The 18,110-nt window shown below is 40.9% G+C and carries 23 protein-coding genes and 1 tRNA gene; 13 read left to right on the forward strand and 11 right to left on the reverse strand.

The genetic code is table 11. The features are described from left to right. Positions 1–144: 144 nt before the first annotated feature. On the reverse strand, positions 145–765 hold the full coding sequence (locus LEP1GSC185_RS02360; protein WP_008590278.1) for a DUF6935 domain-containing protein: 621 nt from the start codon (positions 763–765) through the stop codon (positions 145–147). Between the two features lie 132 nt (positions 766–897). Between LEP1GSC185_RS02360 and LEP1GSC185_RS02365 the strand changes: the two genes are divergently transcribed. Further along, positions 898–1,137: a ZIP family metal transporter gene (locus LEP1GSC185_RS02365; RefSeq protein ID WP_008590250.1), complete on the forward strand. Its 240-nt coding sequence runs from the start codon at positions 898–900 to the stop codon at positions 1,135–1,137. A gap of 53 nt (positions 1,138–1,190) precedes the next feature. After that, the gene (locus LEP1GSC185_RS19660) at positions 1,191–1,349 is read left to right on the forward strand and encodes a hypothetical protein (RefSeq protein WP_010515050.1); all 159 of its coding nucleotides are present in this window, start codon (positions 1,191–1,193) and stop codon (positions 1,347–1,349) included. A 58-nt stretch (positions 1,350–1,407) separates the two neighbouring features. Here the strand turns inward: LEP1GSC185_RS19660 and LEP1GSC185_RS02370 are convergent. Continuing rightward, positions 1,408–1,479, reverse strand: a tRNA-Gly gene (locus LEP1GSC185_RS02370). 64 nt (positions 1,480–1,543) lie between these two features. On the opposite strand from LEP1GSC185_RS02370, the gene LEP1GSC185_RS02375 reads away from it, so the two are divergent. Together LEP1GSC185_RS02375 and LEP1GSC185_RS02380 are read left to right on the forward strand one after the other, a co-directional pair. Next, on the forward strand, positions 1,544–3,076 hold the full coding sequence (locus tag LEP1GSC185_RS02375; RefSeq protein ID WP_008591238.1) for a carboxypeptidase M32: 1,533 nt from the start codon (positions 1,544–1,546) through the stop codon (positions 3,074–3,076). After that, positions 3,073–3,411: a hypothetical protein gene (locus LEP1GSC185_RS02380; RefSeq protein WP_008589508.1), complete on the forward strand. Its 339-nt coding sequence runs from the start codon at positions 3,073–3,075 to the stop codon at positions 3,409–3,411. The genes LEP1GSC185_RS02375 and LEP1GSC185_RS02380 overlap by 4 nt, the downstream gene beginning before the upstream one ends. A 21-nt stretch (positions 3,412–3,432) precedes the next feature. On the opposite strand, the gene LEP1GSC185_RS02385 is transcribed toward LEP1GSC185_RS02380, so the two are convergent. From LEP1GSC185_RS02385 to LEP1GSC185_RS02395, 3 genes are all read right to left on the reverse strand, one after another. After that, a complete protein-coding gene (locus LEP1GSC185_RS02385; protein WP_008590948.1) occupies positions 3,433–3,759 on the reverse strand; it encodes a YnfA family protein in 327 nt (108 codons plus the stop codon). Positions 3,760–3,846: 87 nt separating this feature from the next. Next, positions 3,847–4,656: a hypothetical protein gene (locus tag LEP1GSC185_RS02390; RefSeq protein WP_008590811.1), complete on the reverse strand. Its 810-nt coding sequence runs from the start codon at positions 4,654–4,656 to the stop codon at positions 3,847–3,849. Continuing rightward, on the reverse strand, positions 4,643–5,068 hold the full coding sequence (locus tag LEP1GSC185_RS02395; RefSeq protein ID WP_008591580.1) for an ABA4-like family protein: 426 nt from the start codon (positions 5,066–5,068) through the stop codon (positions 4,643–4,645). The genes LEP1GSC185_RS02390 and LEP1GSC185_RS02395 overlap by 14 nt, the downstream gene beginning before the upstream one ends. Positions 5,069–5,190: 122 nt before the next feature. Between LEP1GSC185_RS02395 and LEP1GSC185_RS02400 the strand changes: the two genes are divergently transcribed. After that, positions 5,191–5,841, forward strand: coding sequence for a TetR/AcrR family transcriptional regulator (locus LEP1GSC185_RS02400; RefSeq protein ID WP_008590207.1), 651 nt, complete (start codon positions 5,191–5,193; stop codon positions 5,839–5,841). 5 nt (positions 5,842–5,846) lie between these two features. Here LEP1GSC185_RS02400 and LEP1GSC185_RS02405 read toward each other — a convergent pair whose 3' ends face one another. After that, on the reverse strand, positions 5,847–6,668 hold the full coding sequence (locus LEP1GSC185_RS02405; RefSeq protein ID WP_008591279.1) for a PhzF family phenazine biosynthesis protein: 822 nt from the start codon (positions 6,666–6,668) through the stop codon (positions 5,847–5,849). Positions 6,669–6,817: 149 nt separating this feature from the next. On the opposite strand from LEP1GSC185_RS02405, the gene LEP1GSC185_RS02410 reads away from it, so the two are divergent. Further along, the gene (locus LEP1GSC185_RS02410; protein ID WP_008590147.1) at positions 6,818–7,465 is read left to right on the forward strand and encodes an NADPH-dependent F420 reductase; all 648 of its coding nucleotides are present in this window, start codon (positions 6,818–6,820) and stop codon (positions 7,463–7,465) included. 5 nt (positions 7,466–7,470) lie between these two features. Here LEP1GSC185_RS02410 and LEP1GSC185_RS02415 read toward each other — a convergent pair whose 3' ends face one another. The 3 genes from LEP1GSC185_RS02415 to LEP1GSC185_RS02425 are packed head-to-tail and all read right to left on the reverse strand — an operon-like array spanning position 7,471 to position 8,754. Further along, the gene (locus LEP1GSC185_RS02415; protein ID WP_008589732.1) at positions 7,471–7,860 is read right to left on the reverse strand and encodes a DUF423 domain-containing protein; all 390 of its coding nucleotides are present in this window, start codon (positions 7,858–7,860) and stop codon (positions 7,471–7,473) included. Further along, positions 7,841–8,431, reverse strand: coding sequence for a hypothetical protein (locus LEP1GSC185_RS02420; RefSeq protein ID WP_008591137.1), 591 nt, complete (start codon positions 8,429–8,431; stop codon positions 7,841–7,843). Before LEP1GSC185_RS02420 ends, LEP1GSC185_RS02415 begins: the two co-directional genes overlap by 20 nt. Continuing rightward, a complete protein-coding gene (locus tag LEP1GSC185_RS02425; protein WP_175284896.1) occupies positions 8,428–8,754 on the reverse strand; it encodes a TRL-like family protein in 327 nt (108 codons plus the stop codon). The genes LEP1GSC185_RS02420 and LEP1GSC185_RS02425 overlap by 4 nt, the downstream gene beginning before the upstream one ends. 145 nt (positions 8,755–8,899) lie before the next feature. Between LEP1GSC185_RS02425 and rocD the strand changes: the two genes are divergently transcribed. The 4 genes from rocD to LEP1GSC185_RS19665 all read left to right on the forward strand — a co-directional run bounded on the left by rocD (position 8,900) and on the right by LEP1GSC185_RS19665 (position 12,609). Continuing rightward, on the forward strand, positions 8,900–10,135 hold the full coding sequence (gene rocD, locus LEP1GSC185_RS02430; RefSeq protein ID WP_008596277.1) for an ornithine--oxo-acid transaminase: 1,236 nt from the start codon (positions 8,900–8,902) through the stop codon (positions 10,133–10,135). 26 nt (positions 10,136–10,161) lie between these two features. Then, positions 10,162–10,491, forward strand: coding sequence for a hypothetical protein (locus LEP1GSC185_RS02435; RefSeq protein ID WP_008591045.1), 330 nt, complete (start codon positions 10,162–10,164; stop codon positions 10,489–10,491). 138 nt (positions 10,492–10,629) lie between these two features. Further along, positions 10,630–12,408 carry a cation:proton antiporter gene (locus LEP1GSC185_RS02440; RefSeq protein WP_008589905.1) on the forward strand — a complete coding sequence of 593 codons (1,779 nt, stop codon included), beginning with the start codon at positions 10,630–10,632 and terminating at the stop codon, positions 12,406–12,408. Positions 12,409–12,417: 9 nt separating this feature from the next. Beyond that, positions 12,418–12,609 carry a DUF1289 domain-containing protein gene (locus tag LEP1GSC185_RS19665; protein ID WP_081467336.1) on the forward strand — a complete coding sequence of 64 codons (192 nt, stop codon included), beginning with the start codon at positions 12,418–12,420 and terminating at the stop codon, positions 12,607–12,609. A 1-nt stretch (position 12,610) separates the two neighbouring features. Here the strand turns inward: LEP1GSC185_RS19665 and LEP1GSC185_RS02445 are convergent, their stop codons facing one another. Then, the gene (locus tag LEP1GSC185_RS02445) at positions 12,611–13,735 is read right to left on the reverse strand and encodes a glycosyltransferase family 4 protein (protein WP_008590114.1); all 1,125 of its coding nucleotides are present in this window, start codon (positions 13,733–13,735) and stop codon (positions 12,611–12,613) included. A gap of 107 nt (positions 13,736–13,842) precedes the next feature. Here LEP1GSC185_RS02445 and folE point away from each other — a divergent pair, with 107 nt between their 5' ends. Continuing rightward, a complete protein-coding gene (folE, locus tag LEP1GSC185_RS02450; protein ID WP_081467335.1) occupies positions 13,843–14,427 on the forward strand; it encodes a GTP cyclohydrolase I FolE in 585 nt (194 codons plus the stop codon). Here the strand turns inward: folE and LEP1GSC185_RS02455 are convergent. Beyond that, positions 14,384–15,127 (reverse strand): lysophospholipid acyltransferase family protein, encoded by a 744-nt coding sequence (locus LEP1GSC185_RS02455; RefSeq protein WP_008590614.1) that lies wholly within the window; start codon positions 15,125–15,127, stop codon positions 14,384–14,386. The genes folE and LEP1GSC185_RS02455 overlap by 44 nt on opposite strands. 153 nt (positions 15,128–15,280) lie before the next feature. On the opposite strand from LEP1GSC185_RS02455, the gene acs reads away from it, so the two are divergent. Both acs and LEP1GSC185_RS02465 read left to right on the forward strand, forming a co-directional pair. Then, complete coding sequence (acs, locus tag LEP1GSC185_RS02460; protein WP_008590195.1) at positions 15,281–17,248, forward strand: acetate--CoA ligase; 1,968 nt, start codon at positions 15,281–15,283, stop codon at positions 17,246–17,248. Beyond that, positions 17,245–18,042: a cobalamin-binding protein gene (locus tag LEP1GSC185_RS02465; RefSeq protein WP_008590631.1), complete on the forward strand. Its 798-nt coding sequence runs from the start codon at positions 17,245–17,247 to the stop codon at positions 18,040–18,042. Before acs ends, LEP1GSC185_RS02465 begins: the two co-directional genes overlap by 4 nt. Positions 18,043–18,110: the final 68 nt, after the last annotated feature.

The following is an 18,110-nucleotide window of genomic DNA, read 5'->3' on the forward strand; positions in this document are numbered from 1 at the left end:
CAAACAAAGGGAGAAGGTCAAAAGGAAAACAGAAAATATCCTAAAAGAGATCATCGTTATAACCGGAAGTCCCGGCTATAACGATTAGAGTATAAGATCTCTGAAATTACTTCCAGAATTTAATATCAGAAATATGAAAAATGATCAAAGATCATCAGCAGGATTAGAAGTCGCAGGCTTCTTAATACCTACTAATAAACTGGAAAATTCAGAAGCTTTCCACACACCTTTGGCATTTCTTTTTACTGTCACAGGTCTTGGAGTATCAGCTCCTGAAGAAGGAAGGAATAATTTTTTCTGACCGGACTCTTCTGTTCCACTGAAACGGTTTGAAGTCAGAGTAAAATTATAAGGTGGGTTAGAAGCTTTATAACCGTTTTGAAAAGAAGACCCAGGAAGATATGAACCTATCAAATAGGGATGTTGCTCTAACTGTCTTTTCACTAAATCGATAGTGTTCCGATTTATATTAAAACCTTTGTATCCATTGGGAGAAGTATCCGAGATGAGAGAGTTAGCATCCAAGCTGATGATCAACGCCTTTTTGCCTTCTTCTGCATTTTTGGAATAGATAGAAAGTGCTGCTAAAAGAACGATAACCGCTCCTTGTGAAGTGCTCGCATTCGCATCTCTAAACGACTCGAAAGAAGCAAAATCAGCAGGCCAAGAAGTTGCAGTTACTGTATAGGTTTCGTTTTGAGCGGATAACGTTGCTGCAAACAATAAAATCAAAAGAATAGAAACGTATTTTGGAATTCGATCCATAATTCTACACCAATCCAAAGAATGAGGACAGATTTAAGCACTAAGTAAAAACAAGTCCAGAAAAAACTTTCTGACAAAATAGTATTTAGAAATTCTATTGCCGATTCCTTTGGGAAAATTCAAACCTGGCCCATGTCTTCTAATATCATATTATCTGGATTTTTAGCAAGTTTAGTCGCAGGACTCTGCACAGGCCTCGGAGCAGCAGGCGTTTTCGCAATCCGACAACTTTCTACAAAATTAGAAGACGGGCTTTTGAGCTTTGCAGCGGGAATTATGCTCTCTGCTTCATTCTTCTCTTTATTATTACCTGCATTAGAAATTGGTGAAATTCATTTTCAGGAAAAGAAGGAGCAGATACAAAAGCTCTAAGCAGAATTTGGTTATTCGTAGTTGCGATCACTCTTCATAATTTTCCAGAAGGAATGGCTGCTGGGGTGGGATTTGCAGCAGGTGCGATGTTGTTTATCATCGTTGGCGAGATCATTCCAGAAACCCATAAGAGAGGATTCCACGACTTCTCCGCTTTGACGCTGATCTTCGGGTTTGTGTTTATGATGTATTTGGATACGATTTTTGGATAAGGCAGAAGTCAGACTCGACCTTTACGAAATTTCGTTTTGATTTAAAGGGGGAAATTTTTGCGGGCAGAGGGACTCGAACCCTCACTAGAAGCTTGGAAGGCTACGGTGCTAGCCATTACACCATGCCCGCGATAGATAAAAGTCAGTTTTTGGTTGGTGGACGAGATGTCAATCGAAAAGAATGTTTTTTAAGTATGTGGGAATCCGAACTTCAAAATTGGGAAACTATCCTTCCGGCATTCAAAGCCTATCGGGATGAATTCCGTAATATTTATCATCTCAGGAACATTGGAAGCGTATTACATTGGGACATGGAAATCGGAATCCCAAGCGACGGCTTAGGTGAAAGAGGAGACCAACTCAGTTTTCTGTCTGGACTCGCTCATAAATCTTTTATAGGAGATTCATTTCGCAGTTTGGCGGAAAAAGCTCGAGAAGAAAATTCACGCACCGATGCTCCCGGTAAATCTCTTAGAGAAAGGGAGCTGAATTTATTATTCAAAGATCTAGATCGCTCTTCTTGTTTGCCAATCTCTTGGGTGGAAGAATTTTCAAAGGTCACAAGCCAGGCCCATTCTATCTGGGTTGATGCCAGAAAGAAAAACGATGCTTCTTCTTTTCTTCCAGTTTTGCAAAAGATCGTAGATCTTGTTTTTCAGAAGGCCGACTATTTCGGTTATTCTACCGAAGCGTATGACGCTCTTTTGGACGAATATGAACCGGAAGCTAAAGCGGCAGATTTAGAAGTTCTATTTGCGGATCTCAGAAAATCTTTAGTGCCTCTCATCGCTAAAGCGAAAGATGCTCCCTTTCCATTTCAGGGAAATTTTCCGATCGATTCTCAAATTCCTTTTAATAAAAGTCTTCCTGTTCTTTTAGGTTTACCCGAGTCAGGATTTCGTTTAGATTCCAGCGCACATCCATTCTCCACATCTTTAGGTTCTTTTGATAAAAGGATCACCACACGTTATGAAGAATCCGATCCTCTTTCCTCCGTATATTCCGTTTTGCATGAAACGGGTCACGCTTTGTATGAGGCTGGGATATCTTTAATTGTAGGAGGTCCTTCTCCTTTAAAAGATTCCGTTTCTTTAGGAGTTCACGAATCCCAAAGTCGTCTTTGGGAAAATCAAGTGGGAAGGTCCAAAGAATTTTGGGAAGGGATCTATCCTTTATTTCTAAAGAACCTGGGAATCGCTGAATCTTCTCTTCCTTTTTCCAAACTTTATTCTTTTGTGAATAGATCCAAACCTTCTTTGATCAGAGTGGAAGCCGACCAAATTACCTACAATCTGCATGTGATCGGACGATTCCAAATAGAAAGAGCGATCTTCAAAAAGGAACTAGCATTAAAAGATCTTTCTGGGGCTTGGAAAGATGGAATGAGATCTTTGCTAGGCGTAGAAGTCCCGGATGATTCTAGGGGATTTTTACAGGATGTACATTGGAGCGGCGGAGCTTTCGGTTATTTTCCTACTTACTCTTTGGGAAATATTTATGCGGCCCAACTTTATTCCGCCTTCGTCCAACAAAACCCTAAGTTTAAGGATGAATTAAAAAATAGAGAAACTTCTTCTCTCCTTAATTGGCTTAGAAAACATGTTCACAGTAAGGGTAGAAGTTTGGAAGCGAAGGAACTGATCCGTCAAGCAACCGGAGAAGAGCCGAATTCCAAATACTTAGTGGAATATTTGGAATCTAAGATCAAAGAACAGGAGTCGATATGAGCGGAGAAGATAAGGAAGAATTAACTTTAAAATCTTTCGAAGAACTTTCCTTCTTTGATAATCTTGCGTTATTTTATTTATGCAATGAAACTCCTCCTCAAACCTTAGCGCTTGCATTCTTGGTAGGAGATAAGAAAGTTTGCGGTTCTATGTTAGGAGTTATGGATGCAAAACGTAGAGCATTTGTTCATGAATTGATGTCCAAACAAAACGATGTACCTGAAGAAAAAAAACATGCGGCCGCTCAAGGTTTACTCATCATCGCAGATGGTCTCATCAGTAGGAATTTGATCCGTAAACAGGGAAAATTTTATTTCGGAACTGAAAGAAGCTAACCTAGCAGTTTTAATGATCTATTATCTAGGTGTGTAATAGATCACTGCAACTCCGAATAGAGCGATCAAAGATCCGATAATGTCGTATCGGTCAGGCTGGAACCCGTCCACTTTCCAAGCCCACAACAATGACATCACGATAAAAAATCCACCGTAGGTTGCATATACTCTTCCAAATGAAGAAGATTGTAAGGCGGCAATAACCCCATACAAGGCTAAGATCAATCCGCCTGCAATCAGATAGATCACGGATTTGGATTCCTTAAACCAAAGCCATACAAGATATCCACCGCCGATCTCACAAATACCTGCAAATAGAAAGATCATTACCGATCTAAAATATTCCATAGGATGATTTATTTTGGAAAGGCGGTTTTTTAGAAGAAGAAAATAGATCCGAACCGTATCAAAACGCCGGATTCGGATCTTGCAATTTTAGATCAAAGGACGACCGAGCATTGCGTTCACAAAGACTGCTCCAACTAAGATCGTATACCCTATTGAAACAATTTTTACACTTAAAGTGTTCCAACTTCGTTTAACGGCAAAGAAAGCAAACAAAGGAAGAATTTGCAAAGAATGTATACCTGCAAAATGAGCAATACGAATGTCTCCACCGTTTTTACTCCAATTCACAAGAGGTAATCCGGGGCCTCCGTCAGGAACTCCTACAGCATGAGCCAGTCTTGCAGACATAAAGACCCCGACCACGGAAGCAATTGCAAAGATCCAAAGAGAGAATCGAACTGCAGTTAAAACGCGAGGATCCAACTTTGAACCCAAAAGTCCGAACTTTCTATCCATCATGATCGCAACCGGTATCATAGGAAATATAAACATTCCCATTATACTATAGATAGCTCCATCAAATGCAGATGACTGATTGAAGTGAGATTGTACTCCTCTTGCAGATTGGAAAGTAATGAGTAGCAATTCCACTGCGGTAGAGATCACAAAGTATTTTTCAATTCTATCCCTAAAGGTTGGAAAATCTTCCAACAATTCCAGGAACCAAGCCATGGTCCAAAGAAAAATCCCAATCGAAACCGCGAACTTCAAAGGTTTAATCCAAGTATTTGCACCTACAACCGTTCTTGGATCGATTTGAGAAAGAAGAATGTAAACAGGTATCATAAGTAAAGACACCAGTCCGGTGTAAAAGCTCAGGCTTCTTTTCTTTCTTAAAGTATGAATAAAACCTTCCGACTGAGAATGACCCGGATATAGAATGTTAGATGCTTGCATGATTTCCTCCTTTTCTCCAGCGAACGATTTGGAATAATAAATAACCGATCGGTCCGAACATCAGAGTGAAAAATAAACAAGGGATCAGTATCCATCTGGAAATTCCCAACGCTTCCGCTTCCTTCGTTTCCCAAATCCCAACAAAAAGGTCGAATGCAAGATAGTGAACCCATCCAGCGAGTAAAACCCAAGGATTAGAGAAAAGTTTGTTCACACCTTCTAAGGAGCCGAAATCAAATCCTCCTCTTGCATATAGCGCAAGTATCAACAAATACAATCCGGAAAGGATCAAAGGCCACACTCCGTTCCTTACCAATAACTTGGTAACCCTGGCATTTGGCAGCCCGGCGAGTAATAACCAGCCTATAATCGCAAAGTTGCTGGCCAGCTTAAATGTTAGTTCTGGAGTCATAACGCCTCTTATTTTCCCGATTTGATACGGGATTTACTTGAAAAATCTAGGACTCGGTCCGAGAATGTTACTATTGGTAACACCAAATGTTACCAATGTCAACATTTTTTAGGAAATTTTTTATGCCAGCAAAGAAAAAAATGAAGAAACCGGAAGGTTCCTATCACCATGGGAATCTGGCGGAAGCCCTAAAAAAACTAGCCTTAAAACGTTTGGAGATCAGCAAAGATTCTGCATTTACTATCAGAGAGATTGCAAGAGAGGCTGGAGTAAGCCACGCTGCCGCATATAGACATTTCCCTTCCCACAGGGACCTTCTCGCCCAAATTTCCAAAGACGGATTTATTAAAATTACGGAAGAGTTTACTAAGGCAGAGAATGCGTCTTCTCCTTCCGATCCATTCGATCGATTGAGAAGACTAGGTATTGCTTATATTTCTTTTTGTCTGGAGAATGTAGGCTATTACAGAGCCATGTGGCATATAGACCTTGGACCTGTAGGCGACTTACAAGATTTGATGGAAGCAGGTAAGAATTCGTTCTTAAAACTTTGGGAAACGATCCTGATCTGCGAATCTTTAAAGATCAATAAATTTGAAGCAAAAGAAATGGCAACCGCGGCTTGGTCTTTAGTTCACGGGTATTCAGTTCTTCTAAACGAATGCCAATTGAACAATCCAGTATTACAAATTGATAAGAATAACGCTCTACAAGAAGCGGAAAAAATATTACAAATTTTGGATTCTGGTTTGAAAAATAAATCCTACAAGTAGAACTTCTACTCTAAATAAAAGAAACCCTTTAGATACAGTTTGCAGTTCCCTCCGATGCGAACTCTTTCTCCCCTATTCTCGCAAATCAATTGACCTCCTCGTGCAGATGCTTGGTACGCGTTTAGTTCCTTCTTACCGAATCTTTCCGACCAAAAAGGAATTAACGTACAATGAGAAGAACCGGTCACAGGATCTTCCGGAACTCCTTTGGCCGGAGCAAAAAATCTGGAAACAAAATCGTAGGATTTCCCTTTATCAGCAGGAGCGGTCACGATCGCCGCAAAGAACGGGAGCTTCTTTAAAGCTTCATGATTCGGGACTAAATTTCGAACATCCGATTCTTTTTCAAAAACGAATAAGATGTCTCGCGCCTTCAAAATCTCTTTTGCTTTTATATTAAAACAAGAAGCCATATCTTCCGGAGAATACTCCGTCTTAACAGGAGGTCTCGCAGGAAAATCCAAATAGTATTTTTCATTCTCGCGAGATACTTCCAAGATCCCGCTCTTAGTGTGGAATCTTAAGGAAGAAATATCCGATCTATTTTCGACAGCTTCGTAAATCGCAAATGCAGTCGCCAAAGTTGCATGACCGCAAAGATCGACTTCTACGCCTGGAGTAAACCATCTTAGATCATATTCTCCCTTTTCTTTTCTAGGGCGAAAGAAAGCAGTCTCGGAAAGATTATTCTCCGCTGCAAGATCGATGAGTTTCGAGTCGGGCAACCATTCACCCTCCCAGGGAACAACAGCCGCAGGGTTTCCTTTGAATAAGGAATCCGTAAATGCATCTATTTGAAAAATCGTATGTTCGGTTCTCATCTTCATAAGTATCATTCCCTATTTTTAAAAGGAATACAGTGACAGTTTTATTTCTTTTTTCCAATACAGAAAGAACAATACATTAGATCTTTTGTCTAAGATCAGTTAAACTCATCCGGTTTAACAATTTTGAGATCATACCTTCGGAGAAATAAATGAAAATCGGAGTTTTAGGGACTGGAATGGTTGGAGAAACCATCGGTAGTAAACTAATCGAAAAAGGACACGAGGTAAAAATGGGCTCTCGTTCCGCCACAAATGAAAAGGCAGCCCAATGGGTTTCTAGATCCGGAAGTAAAGCTTCTCAAGGGACTTTTAAAGACGCTGCCTCTTTTGGAGATATTTTATTTAATTGTACTAAAGGAGAGATCAGTGTAGAAGTCCTAAGATCAGTTGGAGAAGAAACTCTCAAAGGAAAAGTTCTAGTGGATCTCGCAAACGCACTCGACTTTTCGAAAGGAAGACCTCCTGGTTTAATCTTTGGAACCAATGATTCTTTAGGCGAGACCATCCAAAGATCTTTTCCGGATCTGAAAGTTGTCAAAACATTAAACACGATGAATTGTACTATTATGGTAAACGCTTCCTTAGTTCCCGGGGAACATGATGTGTTCGTTTGTGGAAACGATCCGGAAGCTAAAAAGAAAGTATCGGATCTTTTAGCGAAAGATTTCAATTGGAAGAACATTATCGATCTAGGGGATATTACAGGCGCAAGAGCAACCGAAATGATACTTCCGATTTGGTTACGACTATATGGAACTTTCGGTAATACCGATTTTAATTTCCATATTTCTAAATAGGGAATCTATTCTTTATCTGAAAAAGCGGAATAAGCAATCGATGCCCAACCGCTTAAAAATGCCAATCCGCCAAAAGGGGTAATTGCACCCAAAACTCTGATCCCTGTTATAGAAAGCGCATATAAGGAACCGGAAAAGATCAAAATACCGCTAAAGATCAGCCAGAATCCAATCCTTCTAAATTTGGATTCTGAAAGTTTTCCACTCAATGCAAGAATAAGTAAAACGACTGCATGGATGAGATGGTATCTTGCTCCCGTTTCGTAAATGACGAGCAAGTCGGGAGTTAATACTGATCTTAATCCGTGAGCTCCGAATGCGCCTAGAGCTACTGCTAAAAAACCTAATATAGCGGATAAAAATAACGGAATAGAGTTAGAATTTTTGGATGCCATAACTTTGAAACCTCAGACATTTTCTTCTGAATAATCCGAAGATATAGGCGGTGTACTCCACGTCCAGCCTACTATCGAACAAGGCTTCAATAGAATTTAACCTCATCTGTTCGCCTAAGTCTTCGTAAAAACTTTTATTCCCGAAAGTAAAATGGATCGGAATGAATGCATCGTTAGACCCTCGTTTAATTGGAAGAAACAAACGTACACCGAATTGGCATCCCTTACTTTCTCCTTCGAATTTAACGATCCTATGTTCGGACCAATCCCAACCATCTAGCGAGGTATGGAACATATCCTTATGAGGTAGAGAAGTTGTAGTTCGGATATAACCGTCAAAACCTCCGGTCTTCAACTTAGTGGAAGACTCTCCATAATGGATAGAAGGATCTCTAAAATTTGCACCGTTCAAATGGACATCGTTATCGGGGGGAATTCCGAGACCTGTAGGATAAGGCTCAGGGTTCCTACGAACCAATGCCTTATTTGCCCCTCCCATCTGGATACAGGCGACCAACTCTGAGAAGATCAGAAATAGAAAAAAGATCCGTTTGTAGGGAACAAGTTTCATTCTTTTTTCAGAAGTCTTTGGGGAAGTTTCACTCCTATCCCAGTCACCCTGGTACATTTTTCAAAATAAAGAGCGAATATAAAAGATTTGTAACTATAGTCAGTCTGAACGTCGAAAAGAAGATCAGCTTTATCCTTGATCGCATTTTGGACTGCGGCCTCGTAACTCTCGTCTCCTGTATAAACCATCCAAAGCCAGCTAGTTCCGCAAGAAGTACCTTCCAATTTTCCTACCGGTTCCATTCCTCTCACATCCGAATAACTTTGAGAATAATACCAGCCTGGCGATTTGATATTCGTATAAAGACAGTTCGTAAGGAACATAATCGCAAAAACAATAGGTACGGAAGCGGATATTTTCAGGGAAGAGAATTGCATGTAATAAATTTCAACAAGTTGAAACACAAAAGTCAAGGTAAAATACCGAAATCTCCTTGTGTGGCCTTTGAACCGGTTAGAATCAAGTACGATGCACACGCAAACTTCCCAATTTTACTTCGATACCGAAAAAGATTACGGAGCATTTAACTACGAACCTCTTCCCGTGGTGCTGGAGAGAGGTAAAGGTATCTTTCTTTGGGACACGGAAGGAAAAAGATATTTTGATTTTTTATCCGCATACAGCGCGGTGAACCAAGGTCATTGCCATCCTAAAATTATAGAAACCCTAAAGGCCCAGTCGGAAAAACTAACTCTAACATCTCGCGCATTTTATAACGACCAACTTGGTCCAATGGAAAAATTTTTATGCGATACATTCGGATTCGATAGAATGGTCCCAATGAACACGGGAGTAGAAGCGGCAGAAACTTCCGTCAAACTCGCAAGGAGATGGGGATACCAAGTTAAAAAAATCCCCACAGACAAAGCTAAGATCGTTTTTGCTTCCGGAAATTTTTGGGGGAGAAGTATCGGCGCAATTTCCGCTTCTACCGATCCTGCAAGCAGGGGAGATTTTGGACCTTTCGTTCCGGGATTTTCAATCATTCCGTTTAATGATACTGAAGCCTTAAAAAAAGAATTAGAAGATCCTAATGTAGCTGCATTTATGGTGGAACCCATCCAAGGAGAAGCAGGAGTTATCGTCCCTAGGGAAGGTTATCTAAAAGAAGTCCGCAAACTTTGTTCCGAGCGTAATGTACTTCTGATCTTGGACGAGGTACAAACCGGTCTCGGTAGAACCGGAAAACTTTTGGCTGCGGATCACGAGAATGTAAAGCCGGATTTGTTAGTACTCGGCAAAGCATTATCCGGAGGAACTCTTCCGGTTTCTGCAGTTTTAGGTTCTGACGAGATCATTCTTACCTTAAAGCCTGGAACTCACGGATCTACATTCGGCGGAAATCCTTTAGCGGCTGCGGTGGCCAAAACCGCCATCCAAGTATTATTGGAAGAAAATCTTTCTGAGAACTCGGAGATTCGAGGAGTAGAATTCCGCTCATCTCTGCAATCTCTCAGATCCGAATACCCTGACAAAGTAAAAGAGATTAGAGGAAAAGGATTGTTAAACGCAGTGGAATTATTTCCCGACGAAACAGGACCGAGAGCAAAAAAAATCTGCTACAAACTATTAGAGTCAGGAATTCTTGCAAAACAAACTCACGACCACACGATCCGTTTTGCTCCTCCACTTTGTATCTCCAAAACCGAATTGGAAGAAGCGACGTCTCTCATCCTCCAAACAATCCGTAAAACCCTTGACTAATCCTTCGAATCCGTTTTTTTAAAAGAATGTCGGCTGAAGACAAAAAGTACATCCGGGTCTGGAAAAAACTGAGCGTTAGCGAGGTTTCTTCCCAACTGATGATCATAGACGATCTATACGGAACTTGCGGAAAATGTAAACATCTGGGACTGAATTATACTAAAGACAAGTCTTGCCCTGAATGCGGGACAAAATTCAAGTATCTGGCAACAAATCTAAAGTCTCCCGCCGACATTGCAAAGGTTCTGGCTAGAATAGAAAAAGAGAATTTAGATTTTGTGCTGATCGATAGAGAAGATTATACATTATCCAAAGCAAAAGACGCTGTTAAAGACTTATTCAAATCGAACGACTGAAACTTCTCTCGGAAAATCGTCCCTCATTCTCTGGATGCGAAAATTGATGATAAAAGAGAATGGACTATATTCTTTTAATAATTTCTTTTTGTAATATCCATCCAACAAACTAATCAAGGGAGGATCCATACCTACAAGATGGAACATCATTCGCTTACTTTATTAGTAGATATAGCCCTTAGTATCATTTTCGCGACCTTGTTCGCAATCATAGCAAAAGCATTCAAACAACCCTTGGTTTTGGGTTACGTAGTCGCGGGGTTAATCATCGGTCCGTTATTCGGGCCTTATGTAGGCGGAAAGCTAACCATCGGTTATGTCAAAAGCGAAGAAAGTATAGAGCTAATCTCTGAGATCGGTTTGATCCTTTTATTGTTCATTATCGGTCTAGAGATCGATCTAAAAGAATTGGCCAGAATGGGACGCTCCATGTTTGCTCTGGGAGTTCTACAATTTTTTGCAGGTGTTGCAGCAGCTTGGTTTGCATTCCGCGCGTTCTTCCCTCCTGTTCCGGGGAATTTCGATCTTCTCTACTTTGCGATCGCTCTCTCTCTGAGTTCCACGATGATCGTGGTCAAACTGCTACATGATAAGTTTGAGATCAGCACTGTTGCAGGACGACTTACGATCGGGGTTTTGGTCTTACAGGATATTTGGGCCATTCTATTTATGGGGATCCAACCCGATTTGCAAGATCCTCAATTAGTCAACGTACTGGGTTCCTTGGCCAAAGGAATTGCGCTCGTTGCGATTTCTTTTGCGATCAGCCGTTTTATTCTATCTAGACTTTTCTTATTCGCCGCTTCTAAACCTGAATTGGTTTTGATCACTTCCATCGCTTGGTGTTTTTTCTTATGCGGTGTCGCCGAAAAACTCCAACTTTCTAAGGAGATGGGAGCATTGATCGCAGGTGTAAGCATTGCTGCCTTCCCATATGGAGCGGATGTGATCAGCAAACTTTCAGGTATCAGGGACTTCTTCATTACGTTATTCTTCGTAGCTCTCGGAATGAAGATCCAAGCTCCTAGTGCAAGCGATTTAGGTCTGGCATTTTTAGCCGTAGGCTTTGTTCTTGTGAGCAGAGTATTGATCGTCGCTCCAACCGTATTTTTCTCAGGCAAGGGTTTAAGAGCAGGGATCGTTGCAGGTCTCAATCTCGCGCAAATTTCGGAATTCTCTTTAGTGATCTTAGCGCTCGGAGTGCAAAAGGAGCATATCGGAAAAGATCTGCAAGCGATCGTTCTGACTTCTATGATCATCGCGTCTATCATCTCCACATATGTAATCCTGTTTAACGATAAGATCGCAAGAGGGATCATCTCCTTCTTATCTCTATTTGGGGTGAGGGAAAACAAAGAACCTTTAGAGTCCCAAGTCACCGGAGAGACCAAAAGGGATATCGTAGTATTAGGATATTTCAGGATCGCGCAAGGATTGATCGATGGGATCGAAGAAGATAAACCTTCTTGGCTAAAAAGAATGTTAGTAGTGGATTTTAATCCGATCTACAGACAAACCTTGGAATCAAAAGGAATTCGTTGGGCGTACGGAGATCTAGCAAACCCGGAAAGCCTTCATCATTTAGGGATCGAAGAAGCAAGGTATATTGTCTGCACCGTTTCAGATATGATCCTAAAAGGAACTACAAATCGTAGATTGCTGGAGTCTTTAAAAAGTATCTGTAGACATCACCAACCTAAGATCATTCTTACCACAGACGATCCAAAAGAAGCGGAAGTTCTCAGAAACAACGGAGCGGCCCACGTGATCGTTCCGGGTAAAATTTCGGGGCTTTCTCTATTTACAGAACTGTCTCAAATGGTAGATGTAAACGGCAGCGCTACAATTGCAAAACCCGCAAATACAAAACCTAAAAAAGCAACGTCGAATAAGAAGAAGGTCAAAAAGACCAAGTAAGTTCTTAGGATGATTATTCGTTCTCCGTGCATAAAAATATGTAATATGGATCATGAAACCGGTCTCTGCGAGGGCTGCTATCGCACCTTAGAAGAGATCGGTAGATGGACAATGTATTCCGAAGACGAAAGAAAATCGATCCGACTCAAAATAGAAGAAAGAAAAATTTCCCTCGGAAAAACTTCTTTTAAAAATCCTTAAATCAGTTCTTCACCAACTGCAAATATTCTTCTACGACCTCAGTAGCGGATCTTTTCCAATCAAACCTCTTGGAATTTTTGAAACCTGCTTTGGTTTTGGAATTTAAAAGTTTGGGAGAATCCAATAGTTTCAATAAACCTGTTTCAAAAGATTGAGGATCATTTGGATCAAAGAAGAATGCAGTATCCTCCAAAATTTCAGGAAGAACGCTTGTGTTAGAAGAATAGACAGGACAACCGCATGATTGAGCTTCTACAGGCGGAAATCCAAACCCTTCGTACAATGAAGGGTATACAAGTAAGCTTGCCGAGGAATACAGAGTGGCTAATTCTTGTTCCGATAAATAAGGAACCAATTTAATTCTATCTTCCCAACCTTTTGCGTCTTCTGCTAAGTACTCCGGAAGTTTTCCACCGGAACCTGCAAGTACCCAATCAGCTTTGATCTTTTTTTCGGACCAAAGTTTTTTGAGAGATCTAAGTACAAATCCTAAATTCTTATGCTCTTTTCCGATCCCGACGCTTAGCAAGTAATCGGGCTTTAATCCGTATTGTTTTAGGAACTTCTTCTTTTCCGGATCGTTTTTGGGGGAGAAAGTTTTTTGATCCAGACCGTTATAGATAGTTCGCATCCGGGACGGAGAAAAAGAAAAAACTTCCGTAAGATCTTTTGCAGTAAAATCGGAAACGGTAATGATCCTTTTGGCCTTCTTGCTAATGAGCAAAAACACAAGCTTCATATAGACCTGTTTCAAAAAAGAAGAATGAAACTGCTTCATTCTAAACGGAATGATATCGTGAATAGTAACAACACTACGCTCTAAGAATTTTAAGGGAACATTGAAATGTGGGATGTCCAACAGATCGAAATCTTTCATCTCAGGAGTGCCGAACCATTCTTTGATAGAATAGATTCCTGCGTTGTATTCTAAAATTTCGTAATTAGATAAAACCTTAGGCGAAAGATTCTTTTTAATAAGATCGGGATTTCCCAGAAGTACGATCTGGATCCCTTTTTTAGAGGCAATATCTCCCAGCCAATTTAAAAGTCCTTTGATCCTGGAACCGATCCCCGAATGGGCAATCATCCTTGCATCGAATCCGATTTTGATCCTTTTAGGCTTCATGGAAAATTAAACCATCGTATAAGATGAAGTCGGAATGGCAAGCCAATCGCTTTTCCCCTTGAAAAGAGAACTAAATTACCAAGACTTGTCCAGACAAGTCTAACTACATACATTTTCAAAGTGAAGAACGGAGAGAAACCTTGGAAAACGAAGTAACGAGTATATTAAAAGCTATCGGAGAAGATCCGAATCGAGAAGGACTTTTAAACACTCCTAAAAGGGTTCGGAAAGCGTATGAATTCCTGACCTCTGGTTATAAAGCGGATATAGATACGATCGTAAACGGTGCGATCTTCGAAGAAGACAGCCAAGGTATGGTTCTTGTTCGAGACATCGAAATGTATTCTCTCTGCGAACATCATCTTCTTCCTTTTTTTGGAAAGGCTCATGTAGGATATATTCCGAATAAAAAGATCATAGGGATTTCCAAGATCCCGCGTATCGTGGACGTATTTGCCAGAAGGTTACAGGTCCAAGAAAGAATGACCGAGCAGATCGCTTACGCCCTCATGGAAGTTTTGGATCCTTTGGGCGTAGCCGTTGTCATCAAAGCAAAACATCTTTGTATGATGATGAGAGGAGTCGAAAAACAAAACTCCGAACTTTTCACTTCGTGTATGCTCGGAGAATTTAAGACGAATATGGTGACTAGGAGCGAGTTTTTAGATCTAATTCGGACGGGTTCGACCTAGAAGAAGTTTTAACTCTAAGCTCTTCCGCTTTTTGCTCTGCTCGATTTTTATTTTCGAGCATTGCCTTCTCCACTCTCAGTCTTTCTCTTTCGAAACCGGCCTCATCTAGATCTCTTGGGATCATAATGGGTTCACCATAGGAGATCACAAAAGTTGTAAAAGGTTTCGGGATCCTGTGTTTGTCCCAAGACTTCTCCGCTATCCATTGTTTTGTACATTCATAATGGAAAGGTAAAATAGGAACCTGAGATACTTGAGCCGCAGCTATAACTCCAGGCTGAACGATCCAGGCAGGACCTCTAGGTCCGTCAGGGGTAAACGCAGCAGGAAGATTTTTTCTCAAGTGGACAATCATTGCCTTGAGAGCCTTCGAGCCACCTTTCGAGGAACTGCCACGGATACTTCCGTTCCCGAATCTATGGACCACTCCAGTAATAAAATCACCATCTTTAGATTCTGAGATCAAAACGGCTAACTTACGATTTCTATTCAAGTACGGAGAATATAGAACGTTTGTATGCCAAATACATAGTATAAACGGCTTCTTTAAAGGAAAAAGAGAATTAAAATGCTCCTTACCTAATTCCACCTTTCTTGAGGTGAGTCCGATGATCCTTTGTAAAAAAACGACTATAGTAGGTACCAACCAAACTAGAAACCTACGTTTCCAACTTTCCCGAACATCCAATTTTTCTGACATTGAGCCGAGCCTGGTAAGATGCGGTCGGGGAGCATTCTTTTTTTACATAACAAACGGGATTTTATATAAAAAACTCTCTGAAAAGTTGGTCCGAGAATGAGTGGACAATACGGAAATTAAAAAGTTTCGTATTCGATTGCGAAGGAATAAGCCATGTCGAAAGAAAGAATCGTCCAGCCGTTCGCTAATTTCAAAAAAACGGCAAATATCAACCTTAAAGATTATAAGGCATTATACAAAGAATCCTTAGAGAATCCTAAAAAGTTCTGGGCTAGAGAAGCTTCTACCAGACTTACCTGGTTCAAAAAATGGAATAAAGTTTTAGATCACGATTTTAAGAACGCAAAGGTAAAATGGTTCGAGGGAGGCAAGATCAATGTCTCCTATAATTGCCTAGATCGTTATATAGATTCCCCCCTAAAGAATAAGGCTGCAATCATCTGGGAAGGAGATAATCCACAAGAATCCAAAACTTATACCTACTTCGATCTCTATCGCGAAGTGAACAAGTTTGCAAACGTTCTGAAAAATTCAGGAATCCGAAAAGGGGACGTGGTAATGGTCTATTTGCCTATGATCCCCGAGTTAGCTATTACAATTCTTGCATGTACTCGGATCGGTGCGATTCACTCGGTAGTGTTCGGAGGTTTTTCTCCGGAGGCTTTACAAAGCAGGATAGAAGATTGTAAACCGAGGCTTATCATAACTTCCGACGGAGGTTATAGAGGCGGTAAAAGTCTGGACCTCAAAAAAGCGGTGGATACCGCTTTAGACCAATCTTCTGAAAAAGTAAATAATGTGATCGTGGTCAGAAGGACAGGCCAAGAAACGGAACTGAACTGGAAGGAAGGAAGAGATCATTGGTGGCATTATCTGATGAACGATCAAAATCTTCCTGTATACTGTAAGCCGGAGCAAATGGATTCGGAAGATCCTTTGTTCATTTTATATACTTCAGGCTCTACTGGGAAACCGAAAGGAGTTCTTCATACTACCGGAGGATATCTTCTCGGGGTCAATATGACCTTTCATTATGTTTTCGATATCAAACCTACGGATACATATTGGTGTACCGCAGATATCGGTTGGGTAACAGGTCATAGTTATCTAGTATACGGTCCGCTTTCTAACGGAGCTACTTCCGTTATGTTTGAGGGAGTTCCTACATATCCTGATGCGGGAAGATTCTGGGATGTGATCGACAAACACGGAGTCACAGTATTCTATACTGCACCCACCGCTATCCGTTCCTTAATGCGAGAAGGAACGGATCATATCGAAAAAAGAAATCTCAGTTCTCTCAGGCTGATCGGATCTGTGGGAGAACCTATCAACCCTGAAGCTTGGGAATGGTATTTTAAACATGTCGGAAAATCCAAATGTCCGATCGTAGACACATGGTGGCAGACGGAAACCGGAGCGATCATGATATCTCCTTTGCCCGGAGCAATCGCTCAAAAACCAGGATCGGCAACTCTTCCATTCTTCGGAGTTCATCCAGTTCTACTAGATGACGAAGGAAAGGAGATCAACTCCAAGGGAGAAGTCTCAGGAAATTTAGCGATTAAATCTCCATGGCCTTCCATGATGAGAGGAGTTTTTAAGGACCCGAAAAGATTTTTCGATACTTACTTCTCCATTTATAAAGGCTATTATTTTACGGGTGACGGAGCTAGAAGAGATAAAGACGGATACTATTGGATCACCGGTCGTGTTGACGATGTGATTAACGTTTCAGGTCATAGGATAGGCTCCGCGGAAGTGGAAAGTGCTCTTGTAGAAAATCTTTCCGTAGCGGAAGCGGCAGTTGTAGGATTTCCTCATGATATCAAAGGCCAGGGAATTTATGCGTATGTCACAGTGAAAGAAGGTGTGACCACAAACGATTCTCTCAAAAAAGAGCTGATCGCTACTGTGGAAAAAATGATTGGAAAGATCGCAAGACCTGACGTGATCCATTGGGCACCTGGACTTCCTAAAACAAGGTCCGGAAAAATTATGAGAAGGATCTTACGCAAAATAGCGTCCAGCGAATTCGAAGGTTTGGGAGATATCTCCACCTTAGCGGATCCGAGTGTAGTGGAAAAACTGATAGAAGATAAGAAGAAGTATCACAGTTGAGTAAAATCGGTCCGCAAAGAATCGTATGTTTAACTGAAGAAACTACTGAACTTCTCTATTTATTAGGGGAAGAAGATAGGATTGTTGGCATCTCCGCATATACGGAGAGGCCTCCAAAAGCGAAGGAAGAAAAACCAAGAGTCTCCGCTTTCATTAATGGAAATATAAAACGGATCAAGGAATTGGAACCTGATCTGGTCATAGGTTTCTCCGATATACAGGCTCAACTTTCACATGATCTAGTAAAAGAAGGTCTGAATGTACTTATCACCAACCAAAGAAGTTTGGAAGAAATTTTCCAAACCATTTTGATGGTGGGATCACTGATCGGAAAATCGGAACAAGTTTCCAAACTGGTGGAATCGTATAAAAAAAGATTAAACGAAATCAAAGAACGTTCTTCTTCTAAACCGAAACTTAAAGTGTTTTTTCAAGAGTGGGATCATCCGATTATCACTGGAATCAGATGGGTCTCCGAACTACTGGAGATCGTAGGCGCAGTAGATTGTTTTAGCCATTTAAAAGAAAAATCCTTGGCCAAAGACAGGATTATAAGTCTTCATGAAGTTGCGGGTGCTAAACCGGATCTAATTATCGGAAGTTGGTGTGGAAAGCCTATGGACTTTGAATGGGTCCGCACTAGAGAAGAGTGGAAAAATATTCCTGCGATCCGTAACGATAAAATTTTCGAAATGGATCCTGCGATCATTTTACAACCTGGACCCGCCTTATTCGAAGAGGGCGTCTTGGAAATGAATCGGATCTTGGAAGAAGTAAGAACTTCTCTTTCGTAAGATCCGATCTTAATATTAGGCGAATTTAATAAATCAAAATCAAATCTGCCGGAAGGTAAATGATGAGT

Origin of the sequence: Leptospira licerasiae serovar Varillal str. VAR 010 (genome assembly GCF_000244755.1) — a bacterium.
GTDB classification, from domain to species: Bacteria; Spirochaetota; Leptospiria; order Leptospirales; family Leptospiraceae; genus Leptospira_B; species Leptospira_B licerasiae.

Excerpts from the sequence above, each read along its gene's own strand:
- LEP1GSC185_RS02360 (WP_008590278.1), bottom strand. The coding sequence starts at position 765 with ATGGATCGAATTCCAAAATACGTTTCTATTCTTTTGATTTTATTGTTT.
- LEP1GSC185_RS02365 (WP_008590250.1), top strand. The coding sequence starts at position 898 with ATGTCTTCTAATATCATATTATCTGGATTTTTAGCAAGTTTAGTCGCA.
- LEP1GSC185_RS19660 (WP_010515050.1), top strand. The coding sequence starts at position 1,191 with ATGGCTGCTGGGGTGGGATTTGCAGCAGGTGCGATGTTGTTTATCATC.
- LEP1GSC185_RS02375 (WP_008591238.1), top strand. The coding sequence starts at position 1,544 with ATGTGGGAATCCGAACTTCAAAATTGGGAAACTATCCTTCCGGCATTC.
- LEP1GSC185_RS02380 (WP_008589508.1), top strand. The coding sequence starts at position 3,073 with ATGAGCGGAGAAGATAAGGAAGAATTAACTTTAAAATCTTTCGAAGAA.
- LEP1GSC185_RS02385 (WP_008590948.1), bottom strand. The coding sequence starts at position 3,759 with ATGGAATATTTTAGATCGGTAATGATCTTTCTATTTGCAGGTATTTGT.
- LEP1GSC185_RS02390 (WP_008590811.1), bottom strand. The coding sequence starts at position 4,656 with ATGCAAGCATCTAACATTCTATATCCGGGTCATTCTCAGTCGGAAGGT.
- LEP1GSC185_RS02395 (WP_008591580.1), bottom strand. The coding sequence starts at position 5,068 with ATGACTCCAGAACTAACATTTAAGCTGGCCAGCAACTTTGCGATTATA.
- LEP1GSC185_RS02400 (WP_008590207.1), top strand. The coding sequence starts at position 5,191 with ATGCCAGCAAAGAAAAAAATGAAGAAACCGGAAGGTTCCTATCACCAT.
- LEP1GSC185_RS02405 (WP_008591279.1), bottom strand. The coding sequence starts at position 6,668 with ATGAAGATGAGAACCGAACATACGATTTTTCAAATAGATGCATTTACG.
- LEP1GSC185_RS02410 (WP_008590147.1), top strand. The coding sequence starts at position 6,818 with ATGAAAATCGGAGTTTTAGGGACTGGAATGGTTGGAGAAACCATCGGT.
- LEP1GSC185_RS02415 (WP_008589732.1), bottom strand. The coding sequence starts at position 7,860 with ATGGCATCCAAAAATTCTAACTCTATTCCGTTATTTTTATCCGCTATA.
- LEP1GSC185_RS02420 (WP_008591137.1), bottom strand. The coding sequence starts at position 8,431 with ATGAAACTTGTTCCCTACAAACGGATCTTTTTTCTATTTCTGATCTTC.
- LEP1GSC185_RS02425 (WP_175284896.1), bottom strand. The coding sequence starts at position 8,754 with ATGTTCCTTACGAACTGTCTTTATACGAATATCAAATCGCCAGGCTGG.
- rocD (WP_008596277.1), top strand. The coding sequence starts at position 8,900 with ATGCACACGCAAACTTCCCAATTTTACTTCGATACCGAAAAAGATTAC.
- LEP1GSC185_RS02435 (WP_008591045.1), top strand. The coding sequence starts at position 10,162 with ATGTCGGCTGAAGACAAAAAGTACATCCGGGTCTGGAAAAAACTGAGC.
- LEP1GSC185_RS02440 (WP_008589905.1), top strand. The coding sequence starts at position 10,630 with ATGGAACATCATTCGCTTACTTTATTAGTAGATATAGCCCTTAGTATC.
- LEP1GSC185_RS19665 (WP_081467336.1), top strand. The coding sequence starts at position 12,418 with ATGATTATTCGTTCTCCGTGCATAAAAATATGTAATATGGATCATGAA.
- LEP1GSC185_RS02445 (WP_008590114.1), bottom strand. The coding sequence starts at position 13,735 with ATGAAGCCTAAAAGGATCAAAATCGGATTCGATGCAAGGATGATTGCC.
- LEP1GSC185_RS02455 (WP_008590614.1), bottom strand. The coding sequence starts at position 15,127 with ATGTCAGAAAAATTGGATGTTCGGGAAAGTTGGAAACGTAGGTTTCTA.
- acs (WP_008590195.1), top strand. The coding sequence starts at position 15,281 with ATGTCGAAAGAAAGAATCGTCCAGCCGTTCGCTAATTTCAAAAAAACG.